Annotated in this window: 14 protein-coding genes, 1 pseudogene and 1 other annotated feature; of the genes and pseudogenes, 7 read left to right on the forward strand and 8 right to left on the reverse strand. The window is 37.0% G+C overall.

Going from position 1 to position 19,746, the window contains the following annotated elements; all coding sequences use genetic code 11:
* Positions 1-100 precede the first annotated feature (100 nt).
* The 4 genes from thiI to ezrA all read right to left on the reverse strand — a co-directional run bounded on the left by thiI (position 101) and on the right by ezrA (position 4,825).
* Entirely contained in the window at positions 101-1,309 is a 1,209-nt protein-coding gene (gene thiI, locus HXV90_RS16870; protein WP_048393538.1) for a tRNA uracil 4-sulfurtransferase ThiI, read from the reverse strand.
* On the reverse strand, positions 1,310-2,461 hold the full coding sequence (locus tag HXV90_RS16875; protein ID WP_066037557.1) for a cysteine desulfurase family protein: 1,152 nt from the start codon (positions 2,459-2,461) through the stop codon (positions 1,310-1,312).
* Positions 2,462-2,567: 106 nt separating this feature from the next.
* Positions 2,568-3,035 carry a GNAT family N-acetyltransferase gene (locus tag HXV90_RS16880; protein ID WP_259948488.1) on the reverse strand — a complete coding sequence of 156 codons (468 nt, stop codon included), beginning with the start codon at positions 3,033-3,035 and terminating at the stop codon, positions 2,568-2,570.
* 89 nt (positions 3,036-3,124) lie between these two features.
* Entirely contained in the window at positions 3,125-4,825 is a 1,701-nt protein-coding gene (gene ezrA / locus HXV90_RS16885) for a septation ring formation regulator EzrA (protein WP_054549944.1), read from the reverse strand.
* A gap of 163 nt (positions 4,826-4,988) precedes the next feature.
* Between ezrA and hisJ the strand changes: the two genes are divergently transcribed.
* Positions 4,989-5,783, forward strand: a complete 795-nt coding sequence (gene hisJ, locus HXV90_RS16890) for a histidinol-phosphatase HisJ (RefSeq protein ID WP_269897647.1) — start codon at positions 4,989-4,991, stop codon at positions 5,781-5,783.
* Between the two features lie 25 nt (positions 5,784-5,808).
* On the forward strand, positions 5,809-6,288 hold the full coding sequence (locus HXV90_RS16895; RefSeq protein WP_048393529.1) for a GAF domain-containing protein: 480 nt from the start codon (positions 5,809-5,811) through the stop codon (positions 6,286-6,288).
* 87 nt (positions 6,289-6,375) lie between these two features.
* On the opposite strand, the gene HXV90_RS16900 is transcribed toward HXV90_RS16895, so the two are convergent.
* Positions 6,376-8,259 (reverse strand): sensor domain-containing diguanylate cyclase, encoded by a 1,884-nt coding sequence (locus HXV90_RS16900; protein ID WP_048393527.1) that lies wholly within the window; start codon positions 8,257-8,259, stop codon positions 6,376-6,378.
* Between the two features lie 467 nt (positions 8,260-8,726).
* On the opposite strand from HXV90_RS16900, the gene rpsD reads away from it, so the two are divergent.
* Positions 8,727-9,329: a 30S ribosomal protein S4 gene (rpsD, locus tag HXV90_RS16905; RefSeq protein WP_004226141.1), complete on the forward strand. Its 603-nt coding sequence runs from the start codon at positions 8,727-8,729 to the stop codon at positions 9,327-9,329.
* A 71-nt stretch (positions 9,330-9,400) separates the two neighbouring features.
* Here rpsD and HXV90_RS16910 read toward each other — a convergent pair.
* Together HXV90_RS16910 and HXV90_RS16915 are read right to left on the reverse strand one after the other, a co-directional pair.
* Positions 9,401-10,596 (reverse strand): annotated as a pseudogene (locus HXV90_RS16910) (MFS transporter).
* A 91-nt stretch (positions 10,597-10,687) separates the two neighbouring features.
* Positions 10,688-11,236: a MarR family winged helix-turn-helix transcriptional regulator gene (locus HXV90_RS16915; protein ID WP_048393524.1), complete on the reverse strand. Its 549-nt coding sequence runs from the start codon at positions 11,234-11,236 to the stop codon at positions 10,688-10,690.
* Between the two features lie 546 nt (positions 11,237-11,782).
* Between HXV90_RS16915 and HXV90_RS16920 the strand changes: the two genes are divergently transcribed.
* Together HXV90_RS16920 and HXV90_RS16925 are read left to right on the forward strand one after the other, a co-directional pair.
* Complete coding sequence (locus HXV90_RS16920; RefSeq protein ID WP_004226138.1) at positions 11,783-12,988, forward strand: iron-containing alcohol dehydrogenase; 1,206 nt, start codon at positions 11,783-11,785, stop codon at positions 12,986-12,988.
* Between the two features lie 139 nt (positions 12,989-13,127).
* On the forward strand, positions 13,128-13,931 hold the full coding sequence (locus HXV90_RS16925; protein ID WP_269897648.1) for a cobalamin-binding protein: 804 nt from the start codon (positions 13,128-13,130) through the stop codon (positions 13,929-13,931).
* Positions 13,932-13,981: 50 nt separating this feature from the next.
* Here the strand turns inward: HXV90_RS16925 and tyrS are convergent, their stop codons facing one another.
* Positions 13,982-15,250, reverse strand: coding sequence for a tyrosine--tRNA ligase (gene tyrS / locus HXV90_RS16930; protein WP_115674505.1), 1,269 nt, complete (start codon positions 15,248-15,250; stop codon positions 13,982-13,984).
* A gap of 83 nt (positions 15,251-15,333) precedes the next feature.
* Positions 15,334-15,542, reverse strand: a binding site (T-box leader).
* 102 nt (positions 15,543-15,644) lie between these two features.
* Between tyrS and HXV90_RS16935 the strand changes: the two genes are divergently transcribed.
* Positions 15,645-18,683 (forward strand): transglycosylase domain-containing protein, encoded by a 3,039-nt coding sequence (locus HXV90_RS16935; protein WP_269897649.1) that lies wholly within the window; start codon positions 15,645-15,647, stop codon positions 18,681-18,683.
* A gap of 135 nt (positions 18,684-18,818) precedes the next feature.
* Positions 18,819-19,700, forward strand: a complete 882-nt coding sequence (locus HXV90_RS16940; RefSeq protein WP_269897650.1) for an NAD-dependent epimerase/dehydratase family protein — start codon at positions 18,819-18,821, stop codon at positions 19,698-19,700.
* The last annotated feature ends 46 nt before the right edge of the window (positions 19,701-19,746 follow it).

The raw sequence follows: 19,746 nt of genomic DNA on the forward strand, positions 1-19,746 counted from the left end.
TAATACAAAAAATTTAGAGGTAAATTGTACCTCTATTGGAATAACAATATCCATACAAAAAAGCCGTCTCAAAATGGGCTTTGAGACGGCTTTTGAATCCTTATAGTAGATCTGCAAATTTATCTTGTTGTTCTTCTTTCTTAGGGAAAATATAGACCTCGCGATTCTTCACTGCTCGCTCGATCAATTCATCAAAGTCAGAGAAGCTTTCATAATGCTCAACCTTTTCAAGCTTCGGTTTTGTTTTTGGACTTGCTGGTGTAAAAATCGTGCAGCAATCTTCAAATGGCTGAATAGATGTTTCGTATGTGCCGATTTTTTCTGCAATATCAATAATCTCTAATTTATCAGTTGAAATCAGCGGACGAAGGATAGGTGTATTTGTTACTGCGTTTATTGCTGTTAAACTTTCAAGCGTTTGACTCGCCACCTGTCCAAGACTTTCGCCCGTTACAATAGCAAGTGCACCAATTTCCTCACGCACCTGATCAGCAACCTTCAACATCATTCGGCGTGTTGTCGTCATCGATACATTAGAAGGTACTTTTTCTTTAATAAGAACTTGTATTTCAGTAAAAGGAATGACATGCAAGCGAATACTAGCACCAAATTTTGTTAATTCATTGGCAAGCACCTTAACTTTTTCCAATGAATTTTGGCTTGTATAAGGTGGACTAAAGAAGTGAATTGCCTCTAATCGCACACCACGCTTCATCATTAAATAACCTGCGACAGGGCTATCAATACCGCCAGATAGCATTAATAAAGACTTGCCATTTGATCCTACAGGCATTCCACCTGCACCAGGAATGACTTGTGCCATCATATAAGTTGCATCATGGCGAACTTCTACACGTAGCTCAATATCAGGCTGCTTCACTTTAACAGATAAATTTTGAAATTGTGGTAAAACATAGCCACCGATCTCACGTTGGATGGCATGAGATTCTAAAGGAAATGTTTTATCAGTACGTTTTACCTCTACTTTAAATGTATGTGGCTCATCTTTAAATGTCTCCATAATAGTGATAGCGAGCTTTTTCATACTGTCCATATCTTTTTCGCATGCAGCGACAGGGCTAAATGATTGAATACCAAAAATTTTAGGTAAACCTGTAATTAGCATTTGCATTTGTGCTTCGTCTTCTATGGCAATAAACATACGGTCACGTTCTGTGCGAATATGCAGTTGTCCTAAATCTGCAAAGGCATGACGAATATTTTCACGTAAACGGCGGATAAAATCCATTTTGTTGCGACCTTTTGTAGAAAGCTCACCATATCTAATTAAAATTTCTTTCCAAATCATTTACTTATTTTCTCCTTTGAGTTCCAACATTACTTCTGCTAGTACTTGTTTAAAGTTTTCTATATCTTCTATTGTGTTATGTGCGCCAAAGCTAAGGCGAATCACGCCTTTTTTATAATGCTCATCAAGGTGAAGCGCCTCGACAACATGACTTGTTTTCGTTTGCTTGGAAGAACATGCACTTGATGTCGACACAATGACACCACGTTTTTGCATAGCATTAATAATGACTTCCCCTTTTAAATCACGAACACTAAATGACACAATATGCGCAGCTCCCTGTGGGGTTGATAAAACATGGACTGCTTCGCCATAACTTTCTAGCTGAGTTCGGATTTCATCGTGCCATTGACGGTATTTATTTGTGCGTTCGTTCATTGTTTCAACAGCAAGTCGAGCCGCTTTCGCTAAAGCAACAGCTTGCGGAACTGCTACAGTACCACTACGCATACCAAATTCCTGACCTCCACCAAGAGCAAAGGGCTGCCATCTTATGGGTTTACGGAATGCTAACACTCCTGAGCCTTTAAAGCCATGAATTTTATGACCAGAGATAGAAATACAGTCAGGTCCTTCTTCTTTAAAGGATATTGCTAATTTCCCAAAGCTTTGCACAGCATCAACATGAAAGGCAGCACGACTCATTTCATGAATCATTTTTGCTGCTTCCTTAATAGGCTGAATTGCGCCCATTTCATTATTCACATGCATGATGCTAACTAAAATTGTTTCTTTTCGTATTTTAGTACGAAGCTCATCTAGAGAAATCACCCCTCTTCGATCGACACGAAGATATTCAACATCATAGCCCTCTTTTTCAAGTTGTTTCATTGTTTCTAGCACTGAGGGATGTTCAATTTCAGTCGTTAAAATATGCTTTCCTATATGCGTATTACTACGTGCTATGCCAAAAATAGCTGCATTATTTGATTCTGTACCACCTGAAGTAAATAGCACATTTTTTGCCTCTGTCTGCAAAATATCTGCTACTTGCTCACGCGCACGTATTAATAAATCATTTGCTTCAACACCCATAGCATGGATGGAAGCAGGGTTGGCATAATACTGCTCATTTACAACCATAAAAGCCTGCATAACCTCTTTTAAAGGCTTAGTTGTTGCACTATTATCCAAATAAATTGTATTAACCATAACTTTTCACACACTTTCAAAACGTTGATTTAACGGTATTTATCATAACGCAATCTTTGGCGATTGACCACTAACTATAACAATTATTTAAATTTTAATTGATATCCTACATTTTTTTCACCATCGTGACAAACTCTGTTGGTGTACTAAATTCAATTGCTTTAACAAAACCAAATTTTTCATAAAGATGGATTGCTCTCTTATTAAATAGTGCAACTGTTAAACGTAATGGCAGCTGATATTCTTCTTGAACTGTTTGAACAATAAACGAAAAAAATGCCGTTCCTAATCCTTGACCCGTTAGATTTGGCTTCAACCCAATTCCAATATCTATACAGTGTTCTTCATACGCCCCAAAACCTTGCCCTTTTGGCACTTGGGCTGCTTTACCTGTACAATAATAGCCAATTAATTCACTATGATTATTAAAGATCGCAAAGTAAGGATTATCAAGCATTTCTTGTACATTTTCACCCGATAATTCATTATTGTAAAAATCGTAAGGTGCTACATATTGCCATTGTAAAATTTCACTTGCGAAATGTTCATTCATTTCTTTGATTGACAATTTCATACTGAATCACATCCTAATCTAAGCATAAATAGAAAGCTGTCTAAAAAGTAATCGCTATACTTTTTAGACAGCTCAAAATGTTATTTGAATTATTTTGCTATGAATTCTTCGGCAACCATTTCTTGAATACGCTTTAAGGCACCTGGCTCCATTTCTTCCACTGCTGTACCTGCTTCTTCTAAAGCCTTTGCATAACGGAATTGATGGAAAGCCTCTTCTGCTTCTCTTAAACGTCCGTTCAATTTTGGGTTCGATGCACGATGGCGATTACCGTACTGAATAATACGCTCAATGAGCATCACATTTTCTATTAACTCATGTGCCTTTACTTTAACATCCTCTACACAGAGTGTTGCTGCATTTAGATTATTATGAACAGTACCCATATTAAGTGGTACTTCTTGCAAGCTTTGCATGACAACATAGATGTGCTCTGCTGCCTCATCAAGTCGTGCATCCATCTCCTCAGGAATTCCTGGAATATTTGCCTTGTTCAATAAACGATCCGTATCCTGTAATATTTTCTTTAAGTTTTCGACTTGAGCGCGTGCCTTATTTTCATCTATTCGAAGTTTCTTCATTGTATTCGACAGATGACCTTGTTCTTCGTGAATTCGTTCAAGCTCTTCACTAATTTCGATTAACTCTTCCTGTAAGCTAGAATAAGCTGATTTTTCTTCCCTTACTCGCATAGCTAATAGATCATAGCGACGTTGCAGTGCTTCCAATTGTTTTAAAGCGGCTTTTGGAATTTCGGCATCTTTTTCATTTAAATGATAACTTTGCTGTACATACGTTGCCTCGTCATTCACTAATTTTGTTGAAGAAATGACATTGGTAATAGAACTTAATAAACGATCACAATTTTGATCTACATAATTTTTAGCAATAACCTCTTTTTCAAGTAAATCATAAAAATGGTCGATTTCTTCATTTATTTCTGTCACACGCGGTTTAACAACTTTTAAATTCAGCTCTGCAAGTTCGAGTTTTAATGCCTCAAATTCTTTTTCATATTTATTAAGTGCATCTGTCAATTCTAAATGCTGTAAATAGTAAGATTGGTCTTCCATTTCACGCTGGCCATTACGCAATTCCTGAACCGCACCTGGTAGCTTTACTTGAATTTCCGTTAAGATGGTTGGAACATCATTAATATATTCGAATGTCTGCTGCGATTCTTGATTTAAGCTAATGACAATTTCTCGCGCTTGCAAATAATTACCTTCATTTGTTAGGACATCGAACTCTTCAAATTTTTGAACAAATGTCTCTAGCTTCTTCTCTAATGCAGGTAATGCTACACCGAATGAATGCTGATGAGCCAGCAATGTCTTTCTTGCAGAGCGATAGTATTCTTTTAATTGTTCGATTTCAATTCGATTTTTTTCTTCGCTGCCAATTAATTCATTCAGTTCTTCTAAAATTTTATTTTTATCTTGGTCGCATTTCTCAATGTAATCTTCAATTTCACGTTCTATTAAAGTTGCCCTTTTAAAACGAAGTCGATTAATTTGATCCTCAGCATCAAATAGAAGAGAATCGATTTTAGTCATATGTACGTCGATGACTTCATCCCAAGTATTGCGCCATCGTTCAAACATTTCTTCCGTTTCACCGTTCATGTTTAAAGATTTTACTTTTGAAATTTCTTCATTTATAGGATTATGTTGTATTTGTAATTTTTCATTTTCTAGTTTTGCAATAATTGCAACATGTTTTCTTCGCATCATAAATCCTACTATGGCTAAAATTAATAGTAGGATAATCGGAATGATGATATACTCCATCGTAAGCCTCCTATTCTACAATAAACGAATTGGCTAGTTGTATTTATTATATACTATGTTTTCGCCTTTTGTACTAAAATTTAAGTGTTTTTCAGAAAACTGTATTTTCGCTATTGTGAAATATTTAAATAGCGTATCTATAGAGCTAAAGGAGTGGTAAATTATGAAACGTGATGGGCATATACATAGTCCTTTTTGTCCACATGGCACTACGGACTCATTCAAGCAATATATTGAAAAAGCAATTTCTCAACATTTCACAGATATAACATTTGCAGAACACGCCCCATTGCCCAAAAGTTTTGTCGATCCAACCCCGCAACAAGATAGTGGCATGAATCCTGATGATCTCATGTCTTACATTGAAGAATTGCAACATCTACAACAACAGTATGCACAAGATATTCGTATCCGCATCGGACTAGAAGTTGACTACATCCAAGGCTACGAACAAGAAACTCGTCAATTCCTTGATACCTATGGACATCTTTTAGATGACGCTATTTTATCAGTCCATTTTTTAAAATGGCAAGATACCTTTGTATGTATCGACTTTTCTTCTGAATGCTTTATTGATTTTTCAAAAAAAGTTGGCTCTGTTGAACTGCTATATGATTTATATTATGATACTGTCCTACAATCGATTAGAGCAGATCTTGGACCATACAAACCGAAACGGATTGGGCATCCATCACTTATTCATAAATTCCAACTAGCGCACAACGAAAAAATCAATGACACCCCACGTATCAAAGAAGTATTAGACAGCATGAAATTCGCGGGCTATGAATTAGATTTAAATAGTGCTGGTTTAAGTAAACAATATTGTCAGGAGCCTTATCCACCATTTGCCCTTATCAATTATAGTCAAACTATTAAACTACCATATGTATTTGGTTCAGATGCACATTGCGCAGAAGATTTACATCAACACTATAATGTTATATTACCAATATAAATAACTTTTAAACGAGGTGCTTAGTATGTTTACACAAATTAATTACGAAGGATCAATTGCTGACCAGTATCTGACATTATCAAAACAATTAGATGCACTATTAACTGGCGAAACCAATCAAATCGCCAATTTAAGTAATGCCTCTGCTCTGTTAAATCAATTTTTAACTAACATTAACTGGGTTGGTTTTTATCTCTTGCAGGATAATGAGCTTGTGTTAGGACCATTCCAGGGTCTTCCTGCCTGTGTTAGAATTCCTATTGGGCGTGGTGTTTGTGGTACAGCTGTGGCAACAAGAGAAACAGTTGTTGTAAAAGATGTACATGATTTTCCAGGGCATATTGCCTGTGATGCTGCATCGCAGTCTGAAATTGTTATACCGCTAATGAAGCAAGGTGAAATTATTGGTGTGTTAGATATCGATAGTCCTATCGTGAATCGATTTTCAGAGGAAGATCGTAATGGCCTAGAGGAATTTGTTAAAACACTTCTTAACCATTTATAATACAATATAAAAATTGCCCTGAAATGTTTTATATTGTCATTTCAGGGCGATTTATTTAAACAACCATTTACGTTTTGCTTTATAATCCTATGAATTCGTTTGGAACGATCCATTGTGAGTACAAAAGCGATTTTTCCCGCTGTTTTTCGCCTCATACAAGGCAGTATCTGCATGTAAAAACACAGATTGGAACGCTGGTCGATCTCGCTCATCCCATGTTATAAGACCCGCAGAAATGGTTACTTGTGGATCTGTGGTACTTGGGATGACTTCCACAATGGTTGATGCTAATTCTAAAGCTTCTTTTTCATCGATGTTAGGGACATAGACAGACATTTCTTCTCCACCCCATCTTGCACAAATCCCACGACTTCCAATAGTCTCTTTTAATTGAACCGCAATCTGAACAAGAATTTTATCTCCAACTTGGTGACCATACGTATCATTAATGCGTTTAAAATTATCAATATCAATTAACAAAAACATACCAGATTGATCATATTCAAGTGATTTTTCTACAAACTGATCGAGGTAACTACGAGCATACAGTTTCGTTAAATGATCCAAATCGACCATTTCCTGAAGCTGTGTTCGTAAAATTGAGTTTGCAATGGCTAATGATGAATGGTGAATTAAAGATTGCATTAATTTGAAACTATCGAATGAAAAGAAATATGGCTCTTTATGTAAGACAATACTAAAACCATTAATCTTTTCCTCCATAAGTATAGGAATCGCCATAATAGAGCGATACTCAATTTGATTAGGAGTTAGACGGCTGAAATCGGCAACAAATAGTGGATCATTCGTTTGAGCAAAGTGCTGTTCAACATGTTTTATATAACTTTGACCGTTTTCTGAATGGAACAGGGAGGTACTTGCACCTGTTATTTCAAATGTATCGTGTTTTTTAAATGCGAAACATACTTCCATTGGCTGAAAGGATTTCAGTAACTGCTTTTGTAGGAAAAGTAACATTTCATGAATGTCAATTCGCATATTTAAACGATGCGAAGTTTCATTGATGAGCTGTAAATCACTTACGAGGCGATGCGATTGATGATATAACTTTGCATTTTCAAGAGCATTTCCTGAAGCTTGTGCCAGCATCCGTACAAAATCTTTTTCGGTTGTTGAAAAAAGATAAGTGGTGGGTGCACTTACTTGCAAGATGCCATAAATAGCTTGCCTGCCCTTAATCGGCGCATTTAACAACCGACAATTTAAATCGCTCGCTAGCTCTGTCGTCAACTCTCCTGATACAAAGGCTTCAATTGTAGCAGGTCTTTCTGATAAATAATCAAAAAGCTTAATATCGATGGTCGTGTGTCGATCTTGATCATTCGATAAAATAAGCTCCACATTAAACTCAGGAAAATTATCCCGTATATTTTTTAATACATTTTCTAAAATTAAATCAATATCCATTGTTGAATGAAATAAGTCAGTCATGTTATATAGTTTTCTATATTGGTCTTCATTTATTTTGACATCTAAATTGTCTCTAATCATTTGAAGAACCTTTGAAAGTGTTTCTATACACTCTTCACCATACTCCGAGGTCATAAAGTCTGTCCAAGACTCTGTTGCCTCCACAAGTAATATACCAATGGGATTTTTGCCCTCTGCTTGGAAAAGCACCATATCTGTCATCATTGAATAGGCCTGTCTTGCTTTCAATATATAAGGAATTTTCACTACTTTTTGTTGATAAAAACTAGCTTCGATCATCAGCCATGACACAGCATTTAGCTTTGTTTCAATTGTTAATGAAGCCATCTCTTCGATTGGGATTAAGGAATTACCTTCAAAACTAAGAAAAGCAGCATTATCAATTTTCAAGCGCTTCTTTAGAAACTGTTTCAATGAACAAAAATACCCATTAAAACTAGTTTGTTCTTCATAAGAACTCACCCAAAAGCTCAAAACATCAGATTTTATATATTTTAGCGTTTGTAAATGGTCTGTCATGAAATCACCTTTTCTATATAACGTCCAAATCAATTACTATTAACTTATAATATATTATACATAATTTGTGTCATTTTGACTATGTAATTATCCCTTACTTTTACAATTTACATAACACAGCGTATCATTAACTATTCCCATATTATTTTAAATAGGTAGTGAGGAATTTCCTACTATGTTCTTTTAAATTTTTTTACTAGCTAATAATTGACGTCCTTGTCCGAAGCAGTTACAATGGAGGTTGTGTAAAATAAACGCAGCAGTGGTATAAGCTTATGATTGTATTTTATTCCTCTATTTTCTGATGTACAACCACTTAGATGATCAGCAATGAAAATTAGATGGTGTATTGTGTAACCTAACGGCTGCATAGGCGAAAGTACATGAAAATAAAATGCGTGTAAGAATGGGTACTACTGGTTTTTGTTTTACAACAAAAAACCAAATTTAAAGGAGGAGACAACAATATGTCTCGTTATACAGGTCCATCTTGGAAATTATCACGTCGTCTTGGTATCTCACTAAGCGGTACAGGTAAAGAAATCGAAAAACGTCCTTACGCACCAGGACAACACGGTCCAAACCAACGTAAAAAATTATCAGAATACGGTTTACAACTTCAAGAAAAACAAAAACTTCGTCATATGTATGGTATGAACGAACGTCAATTCCGTACTCTATTTAACCGCGCTGGTAAAATGAAAGGTGTTCACGGTGAAAACTTCATGATCCTTCTTGAAACTCGCCTTGACAACTTAGTTTACCGTTTAGGTTTAGCTCGTACTCGTCGTGGAGCTCGTCAATTAGTTAACCACGGTCACATCTTAGTAGATGGCAAACGCGTTGATATCCCATCATACAGCGTAAAACCAGGTCAAACGATTTCTCTTCGTGAAAAATCTCAAAACCTTGCTGTAGTAGTAGAAGCAATCGAAGTAAACAACTTCGTACCTGACTACTTAACATTCGATGCTGACAAAAAAGAAGGTACATTCACTCGCCTTCCAGAGCGTTCTGAATTATCAGCTGAAATCAACGAAGCATTCATCGTAGAGTACTACTCTCGTTAATCAATTGATGCTAATAAAAGCCCTGAAATCCCTTGTATACCAAGGCTTCAGGGCTTTTTTTCTATGAACAATCAATTAGAACCTACGTTTTTTCCGCTTTTAATCATTAGCGCAAAAACTAATCCAGTACCGAGTATTGTAGCAAGTAAGAGGAAGGCTACAGTAAAGCTACCAAATTGTATGAAATAAGCAGATATGAACGGTGCAACATTTGTTCCAGCAAATAAAATTACTGTGTACATAGAAACTGCAATCCCTCCCATATTCCAACCTAACTGACTAACAAGCGTTACTAATGAAGGAACAGCAAGTGCAATCCCACCAACAAATAAAATACTACTGATTGTTAAACCGGCTATAGTTGAAATAAAGCTCATCGCGGTCAGTGCAATAATCGAAAGAGTTAAGGCCATTTTCAGTACAAACAGCACATTAAAACGCTTTGCTATTTTCCCCGCAAATGGTGACATAACCATCCCCACTATCCCAAAGATACGAATGTAGATAAGGTTCTGACTTTTCATACCAAAGAAATCACTCGTTAAATAAGCCCCTAGAATAATGTACATACTGACAAATGACATTAATAATGCAAACGCAATGATATAACTAAAGATCAAATTTCTATTGGTGAAAATAATACCAATTCTCTTCAGAGGAGCCCATATATTTTTAGTTTCATTCTGAATTATTCCCTTCGGTAAGATCCACACGACTAACAAAGCAGTCATAACATACACTACAGCAAGTACATAAAAGATGACGTGCCAATGACTATGGTCGCTTACATATCCACTAAACACCTGACCAACTATACCCGCTACAAGAAATCCCGTACTGATAAAACCTACTGCCCCAACTTTTCGATCATTTGGAAAAAACTCAAGAATATAGGCAAGTGCTACTGGTGAAAATGTTGCTGCCGCAAGCCCCTGTAATCCTCTCAATAGAAGGATAAAAGAAAAGTCATTAACTAAGCCTAGAAGTAACGTTATTACGCTTAATGAAAAAAGCCCAAATACAATGATATTTTTACGACCATATTTTTCTGATATCGCACCATAAAAAAACACCCTAGTGCAAATCCAAGTGAAAAAACACTAGATGTAAAACCCGCTTTAGTCAATGAAATATGAAAATAATCACTGAATACACTAATCAGAGGTATTGTTAAATAGAGACTCGACATCACTACCATACCTGTCCAGGATAAAATAGTTGTCATTAAAGCATAATTTGCTCGATTTCCTGAAATTACAATGTTCATTTAAATACATCACCTTTTTAGTTCGATTAACTTATAGTTAGATAATCTAATTAAACGATTAAAAATTAAACTGTACCAACATAGCTACAGTTTAACGTTCCACCTTTAATTTTCTTTGAATAGATTTTAATAATTTACTCACTAGCTTTTCAAATACTTTTCGTTCATCAGGTTCCAAATCAATTAAATTAGAAGCACATGACGACCAATAAGTCGGTAACACTTTCGTTATAAAAGCACGACCTTCATCCGTTAAACTTACATAGACCTTCCTCCGATCTTCTTTACTATGATTCCGTACAACAAGATTTCTCTTTTCTAGCCAATCAAGCATTGACGTTGCTGATGCTCTCGTAATTCCTAATCGTTGAGCTAAAGCTGATGGAGTCGCTCGTCTATCTTCATGTAGAGTCAGCAATAGTAATAAGTCTAATTTACTTTCCGTAATGCCAAAAGGAGCTAACTCATTGTCTGCTACATCCAGCACATAATCACTTAACCATAACAACATTAATCCCAGCTTGGCATCTTCTCGATTTGTATCACTTGAAGAAGACATTTGAATCAGTTCAATATACGGCTCTACCCCTAATACAGGTAAATCATCTTCATGTGTGTACGTTTTCTTACTTTTTGTCATTACAATCACCTTTTAATTAGATTATCTAACTATCAACTATTCTAACTATAAATTTAATCCAAAGCAAGAATTTTTATTTTCACTGATTTCTTCAAAATGATGCACTACTTTTTTAGCGCAGACGCATTGCCCAGATTATTATAACCAACAATAATTTTTTCTCTTATATTGTGGCAATTTTATGTACTTTAAAATAACAATTACATAGTTTCAAAATAACATAATCACTACCTTTATAATAAAAACAAAATATCAGTTATTTACTATTCATTAGATCATCAAAATAGAACTGTTTTCCAAAAAATATATTTTACTTTCATAGTAAAATATTTTTAAAACCTTTTTAAATTCAATATTCTACAACAAAACAACATTCCAATGCTCCTATCATCACCTTAACTTTTTTGTAAAATAATAACATGAAGAAATTTAACAATTTTAATAAAAATACGAGTTGAACTTTTACAAAAAATAGAATACGATGAATTGCGAAAGGTGGTTCACCATCATTCAAGCAATAATAATTTTTTAAAAGGGGTTGGAAATATGTCAGACGTTCTAAAGCAATTTGTTATGCCGAAAACAAACTTATTTGGACCTGGAGCAATTCAAGAAGTTGGTAAACGCTTAAATGATTTAGAAGTGAAAAAGACATTAATCGTAACAGATGAGGGTCTACACAAATTAGGTCTCTCAGAACAAATTGCAAACATCATTACAGCTGCTGGAATTGATGTAGCAATTTTCCCTAAAGCAGAACCAAATCCAACAGATCAAAACATAGAAGATGGCATTTCCGTGTATCATGCGGAAAACTGTGATTCTATTGTTTCTCTTGGAGGAGGCAGCGCACACGATGCAGCAAAAGGTATCGGACTTATTGCTTCGAATGGTGGACGCATTCATGATTATGAAGGCGTTGATAAATCACAAAATCCACTTGTGCCATTAATTGCAATTAATACAACTGCTGGTACTGCCAGTGAAATGACTCGTTTCACTATTATCACGGATACAGCACGCAAAGTAAAAATGGCCATTGTTGATAAGCATGTGACACCGTTACTTTCTATAAACGATCCTGAATTAATGATTGGTTTACCTCCTGCTCTTACGGCAGCTACTGGGGTCGATGCACTAACACATGCTATTGAATCATTCGTTTCTACGAATGCTACACCAATCACGGACGCATGTGCTGAAAAGGTCCTTCAGCTAATTCCTGAATATCTACCACGTGCCTATGCAAATGGAGCTGATATAGAAGCGCGTGAACAAATGGTATATGCACAATTTTTAGCGGGAATGGCCTTTAATAATGCATCACTTGGCTATGTTCATGCAATTGCTCATCAATTGGGTGGTTTCTATAACCTACCACATGGCGTGTGCAACGCTATTTTATTGCCACATGTTTGTCGATTTAATGTCACAGCACGTACAGAGCGCTTTGCTCGTATCGCTGAATTATTAGGAGAAAATGTAGAAGGTTTAAGTAAGCGAGATGCGGCTGAAAAGGCTATTACAGCTATTGAGAAGTTATCACAAGATTTAAATATTCCTAGCGGCTTCCGTGAATTAGGTGCAAAAGATGAGGATATTGAGATCTTAGCAAAAAATGCATTATTAGATGTGTGTGCTGAGACGAACCCTCGTAAAGCAACACTAGAGGATATCAAACAAATCATCACAAATGCAATGGGTCCTATTGTGAAAAAAGAAGAGTCACTCGAGGCAGTTGCCCTTTCTTAATCGACGGTTTCCTATAAGCCTATACAAAGGATGGAGAAAACAAATGTTTTCTCCACTTTTTTATGGACTCGATACACACACATTGTCTATCACGGGAACTCTCGCTATACTTTTCTTAAAAAGAATAGGAGAAAATAATATGCGTTTAATTTCAATTTGTCCTAGCAATACAGAATTAGTCGCCTATTTAGGGCTGACAGACCAGCTCGTTGGAGTTGATGATTATTCTGATTGGCCATCATCGGTTAAAGATCTACCACAGCTTGGGCCTGATTTATCAATTAACATGGATGCATTAGAGGCATTACAGCCTGATCTTGTTCTGGCTTCCTTGAGTGTACCTGGTATGGAAAAAAACATTGAGGCACTAAAAGAAAGAAATATTCCTCATATTATTTTTAATGCAAACTCATTAGAAGAAATTGCGCAAGATCTTCTGACACTCGGGAAAGCTTGTCAAGTGGAGGAACAAGCAAAGACAATTGCTGAAGAGTACATGCATTCCATCGAAAAAATGTATTCCATTGCACAAACAATTCCGAAGAAACCTACCCTGTATTGGGAATGGTGGCCGAACCCTATTTTCACTCCTGGGAAAATAAATTGGCTAACAGAAATTAGCGCTCTTGCTGGTGGCATAAATCTATTTCAAGATGTTGAGCTTGCTAGTGTTCAAACAGATTGGACAGATGTTGTTAAACGCCAGCCTGACTATATCATGATGGCTTGGGTTGGTGTCGCATTTGAGCGTATCCAACCTGCTAATTTATTAAAACGTCCAAATGCCAAAGAGTTACATGCCATTCAATCGGAACAGCTCCATGTAATGGAAGAATGGCTGTATTGTCGCCCTTCTCCACGACTTATTGAAGGTGCTATAAAGCTTGGAAAAATACTGCATCCTAAAGAATATGAACAAATAAAACCTCCAAGTTTCTTATGATGAAAAAACCACATCCAGTGTTTTTGGGGATGTGGTTTTGCAAATAGAAATTAGATAAATTTCACCATATGATATTTTTTCTTACCTCGACGGACAATGCTAAATGCATCCTCTAAACGATCCTTCGCATCGACTACATATTCTAAATCTGTTACCTTTTCACCGTTTACACTAATAGCACCATTTGATACATCTTCACGTGCTTGACGTTTTGAAGAGGAAATGCCGGCCTCCACAAGTAGGTCCACAATGTTTTTATCCTCTTTAGCCATTTCAATAGAAGGAACGTCTTTAAAAGCGTCCTTCATTTCTTCGGCTGAAAGTGCTTTTAGATCTCCTGAGAATAAAGCAGCTGTAATACGGATGGCTTGCTCTAATGCCTCTTGACCATGTATTAAACGAGTCATTTCTTCAGCTAGCGCCTTTTGGGCCTTACGTAAATGTGGCTCCTCCTCTACAGATACGGCTAAAGCTTCAATTTCTTCACGAGATAGGAACGTGAAGATTTTTAAGTATTTTATGACATCTGCATCAGCTGCATTGATCCAGAATTGGTAGAATTCATATGGAGATGTTTTCTTACTATCTAGCCAAACAGCACCACCTGCGGTTTTACCAAACTTTGTACCATCTGCCTTTGTTACTAATGGAATCGTAATTCCAAAGGCTTTCGTTTCTTCCTCGTGTGTTTTACGAATAACCTCTAACCCTGTTGTAATATTACCCCATTGGTCAGAGCCACCTACTTGAATACGGCAATTGTAGTGATTGTATAAATGATTGTAATCAATACCTTGAATTAACGTATAGGCAAACTCTGTAAACGAGATTCCTGTGTCAAGACGAGAAGCAATCGTATCTTTTGCTAACATATAGTTTACGTTAATTAGTTTCCCGTAATCACGTAAAAATTCAATTGTGTTTATATTACCAATCCAGTCACGATTGTTCACAAGCTGAGCACCATTGCCATCTTCCGCAAATTCGAAAATACGTTCTAATTGACTACGGATTCCTTGAACGTTTTTATCGATTTGCTCTACTGTTTGTAATTGGCGCTCTTCTGAACGGCCAGATGGGTCACCGATCATCCCTGTCGCACCACCAACAAGTAAAATTGGACGGTGGCCCGCTTTTTGGAATCGACGAAGTGTTAACAATGGAACAATATGTCCAATATGCATGGAGTCAGCTGTTGGATCTACCCCACAGTATAAAGATACAGATTGTTCATCTAATAATTTTGCCATGCCTTCCGCATCTGTTTGTTGGTATAGCAAACCACGCCATTCTAAATCTTGTAATAATTCGTTTGTCATGTTCATTCCTCCTAAAATGGTTAAATTCATTACGTGCATGGACATGTTTAAATAAAAAAAGTCCCTACACGCAAACAATTGCATGCAGGGACGTTAAGTTGCAAACTAACGCGGTACCACCCAGCTTGAAGATGTCATCCACCTTCCACTTCATTCAGCCGCCTTTATCGCAGGCGCGCACGTCTAAGCTCCAAGCACGTAATTCGTCTCTACAATATGACCAGTTTTCACCAACCACTGGCTCTCTAAACAGGGAATATAGACACTACTGCAAGCTCTTCATCACCAGAAAACTATAAACATAATTTTATACGATTCTTTTTCAAAGTCAATAACTATGTTCGTGCTAAAACAATATGTGCTATAATAGACAAGATTTTAGGAGGTCGATACATTGAAAGATTGGATTGAAAAAATCAATGCAAAGATCGATGAATTACTTGAACAAAAATGGATGAAGAAATTACGTATTTCAGGTAGTGTTACCTGGAACTTATTTTTACTATTTTTAGTCTTTGCATTGGTTGGCACTGTATTTGTCGGTTCAGTTGGAGCTGGTTATTTTGCTTCTCTTGTAAAAGAAGAACCGTTACGCTCAAAACAAGAGTTAAGGGATCAAATTTTTAGCTATGAAGAAACCAGTGAGATTTATTTTGCCAACGATATTTATATTGGGAAATTAAGGACAGATTTAGATCGACGTGAAACTTCGCTTAGCAATGTTGCACCAGAGGTCGTGAATGCTGTTCTGGCAACAGAAGATGAATATTTCCGAGAGCATAACGGAATTGTTCCTAAAGCAGTTATTCGTGGGTTATTACAAGATGTCACAAACTCTGCAACGCAGACAGGTGGTTCTACACTTACCCAGCAGCTTATTAAAAACCAAGTACTAACTAATGAAGTATCATACGAGCGTAAAGCTAAGGAAATTTTACTAGCGATGCGTTTAGAACATTTTATGACGAAGGAAGAAATATTAGAGGCTTATTTAAATATCATTCCCTATGGTCGTAACTCTTCAGGACGAAATATTGCAGGTGTTGAAACAGCTGCGGAAGGAATTTTTGGCGTAAAAGCAAAAGAATTGACTCTTCCTCAAGCTGCGTACATAGCTGGTATTCCACAGGCACCATTTGCTTATACACCATTTACAAATACAGGTGAACTGAAAAGTGAAGAAGCTTTGAAACCAGGTATTGATCGTATGAAAACAGTACTTTATCGTATGAAAGAAGCTGGTTATATTGATGATGCACAGTATAATGAAGCGTTAAACTATGATATTGCTGCCGATTTCCGTGGACCAGAAATGCGCGCGGAGGATCGTTATCCTTGGTTGACTTATGAGCTTGAAGCTCGTGCAAAAGATATTATTGCTGAAAAATTAGCAAAAGATGATGGGATTGACCCAGAGCGCTTAAAGTCAGAAAAAAAATTAAAGGATAAATATACGATTTTAGCAGATCGTGATGTTCGTTCAAAAGGCTATCGTATTTATTCAACCATTAATAAAGATATGTATGATGCGATGCAAAAAGCAGCAAAAGACTTCCAGTATTATGGTCATACGTATACTGGTAAAGGGAAAGATCCTGTTACTGGTGAAGAAATTGATATTGAGATGCCGGTACAAGTAGGTAGTATTTTAATAGAGAATACGACAGGTCGTATTTTAAGCTTTGTCGGTGGTCGAGACTTTAAAACCACTCAAGTAAACCATGCAACACAAGCTTATCGTTCTAACGGTTCTACAATGAAACCATTACTTGTTTATGGACCTGCCATTGAGTATGGCGTAATCGGTGCGGGTAGTCCATTAGTTGACGTGAAATTCTCAATCGGTTCTTGGAGTCCAAGTAACTATATTACGAGTGATGAGCGAGGTCTTATTCCAGCACGTGAAGCTTTAGCAGATTCTCAAAATATTTCAGCACTACGTTTATATAATGATATTATTAGTAGACGCCCTGCAGATTTGTTAGTAAAAATGGGATTCTCAAAATTACATCCAGATGATTTTACTAACCTAGCAACTGGGATCGGTGCTTTAAGCGAAGGAACTACTGTTGAAGAAAATACAAATGCATTTGCTACCTTTGCAAATGGTGGCCAATTCATTGACGCTTATATGATTGATCGAATTGAAGACCAAGAAGGAAATATTGTTTACCAACATGAAGTAGAACCTGTTCAAGTATTTAGCCCAGAGACATCTTATATCGTGACAGATATGCTACGTGATGTTCTCACTAAAGGAACAGGGACAATGGCACGAAATACATTAAAATTCTCTTCTGATTTCGCTGCAAAAACAGGGACTTCTCAAGAATATAAAGATGTTTGGTTAGTTGGTTATAACCCTAATGTATCTCTTGGTGTTTGGATGGGTTACGATCAACCTCGTACACTTTATGCATTTAACAACACCTATTTACAGCCAAGCGTTCGGGTGAATAAGCTATGGGGTACTTTAATGAATGCTGTTTACGATGCGGACCCTCAGCTAATTGACCCTCCAACAAGTTTTAAGGCGCCTAAAAATGTTGTGACAGCATCATTCTGTGGCATTTCCGGCATGGCCCCTTCTGCAGCTTGTGCTAGCGCAGGTCTTGTACGCTCAGATTTATTTAATGCGAAAGTATTTTTACCATCACAACCTGATGATAGCTTAGCATCTTCAAGTGTTGTGACGATTAAAGGAAAAACTTATAATGCGTTGCCAAATACACCAGCAGAGTTTGTAAAAGCAGGTGGCGCAGGCATTAATCAAGACTTTATTAAACGAATGTTAGGTAGACTTGGCGGGAACCCTGCTAGTCTGTTACCAAAGAATTCTACATTGTCGAATTCATCTGTATCAGCAGTTGATTTCCCAGCGGATGGTAGCCCTCCAGCAGCTGTCTCAGCTTCAGTAAATGGCTCTACATTATCATGGTCAGAGTCATCGAATGATGTTGTTGGTTATCGTATCTACAACGTTACGAATGGCGGTAATACACTTGTAACGTCCGTACTAGAGTCAACACAAAGCATTACCGTTGCTAGTGGACAAGCTTATGTAGTGGTCGCTGTAGATATTACAGGTTTAACATCACCACACTCCAATGTTGTGTCTACTGGCGGTAGTGAAAATGAACCTGACCCAGAGGAAAACGACCAAGAACCAATACCACCTACAACACCACCTACTAATGGCAATGGCAATGGTAATGGTTCGGGTAGTAACGGCAATGGCTCCAATAACGGGAACGGGTCTGGTAATAACGGCAATGGCTCCAATAATGGTGATGGTTCTGGTAACAATGGCAACGGCTCCAATAACGGGGATGGCTCCGGAAGCAATGGCGATGGATCTGATAACCCCGGAGATGGCACAAACGGAGGAGACAATGGTAATACCACTACTCCAACTGAAACATCAAGGCGCTAATCCATTATGCCTTAGCAAAAGCATTTGTATTAGATAATCAATTAAACAGACTTACTGCATATTACTTATGAATTGTAGTAAGTCTGTTTTTTTGTCATTATTAAGAGGACTACTATTTTGAAGGGGTGAAAATATATGAACATATTGATTTTAGGAGGCACACGTTTTTTTGGAAAAAAGCTAGTTGATCTTTGTATTCAAAATGGACATAATGTAACAATTTTAACACGTGGTCAAAGTGGCAATCCCTTTGGTACACATGTTAAGCAATTAGTAGTAAATCGTAATGATCGTGATGCTTTAGAGCAGGCACTAGCCAATACAACATGGGACATTGTCTATGATAATATTTGCTATTCGCCCAAAGAGGCACAAGCGATTTGCGAGATATTAAAGGGAAAAACGAAAAAGCTCGTCTTTACTTCTACTCTTTCAACATATGAGGTAGATGGTAAGATGAAAAAGGAAGAAGACTTTGATCCATACCAGTATCAAATTCGTATGGGACATCAAGAGGAATTTTCTTATGGAGAAGGAAAACGACAAGCAGAGGCAGTCTTATTCAAAGAAGCTTCATTCCCAGTCGTAGCTGTACGTTTCCCAATTGTGATGGGTGAAGATGATTATACTCGACGTTTACATTTCCACGTTGAACATATTTTACAGAATCAGCCAATTACTTTACCGAACATAGATGCAAAGATGAGTTATATTACAGATGGGGAAGCTGCTGAATTTTTATACTTTGCGGGCGTTACTCCTATTGAGGGACCATACAATGCTACCGCATCAGGGGCCATATCTCTCAAATATCTAATTGCTCTAATTGAAGAAGCAAGTGGTCAGCGCGCAAAAATTTCCCTCATTGGTGGTGATGAGGAATCACAGTCTCCTTATGGGGTGCCTGCTGATTGGTATATGTCCAATGCTAAGGCTGAGAAGGCAGGATTTACGTTTAGTCAGCTTGAAGATTGGTTACCAAAATTAGTGACAACATTAGTAAAACAGCTACAATAGCATTTATAGCGCAAAGAATCTGCTCATATCTAGCAGATTCTTTGTT

It is taken from the genome of Lysinibacillus sp. JK80, assembly GCF_027557635.1.
In the GTDB taxonomy this organism is placed as follows: Bacteria; Bacillota; Bacilli; order Bacillales_A; family Planococcaceae; genus Lysinibacillus; species Lysinibacillus capsici.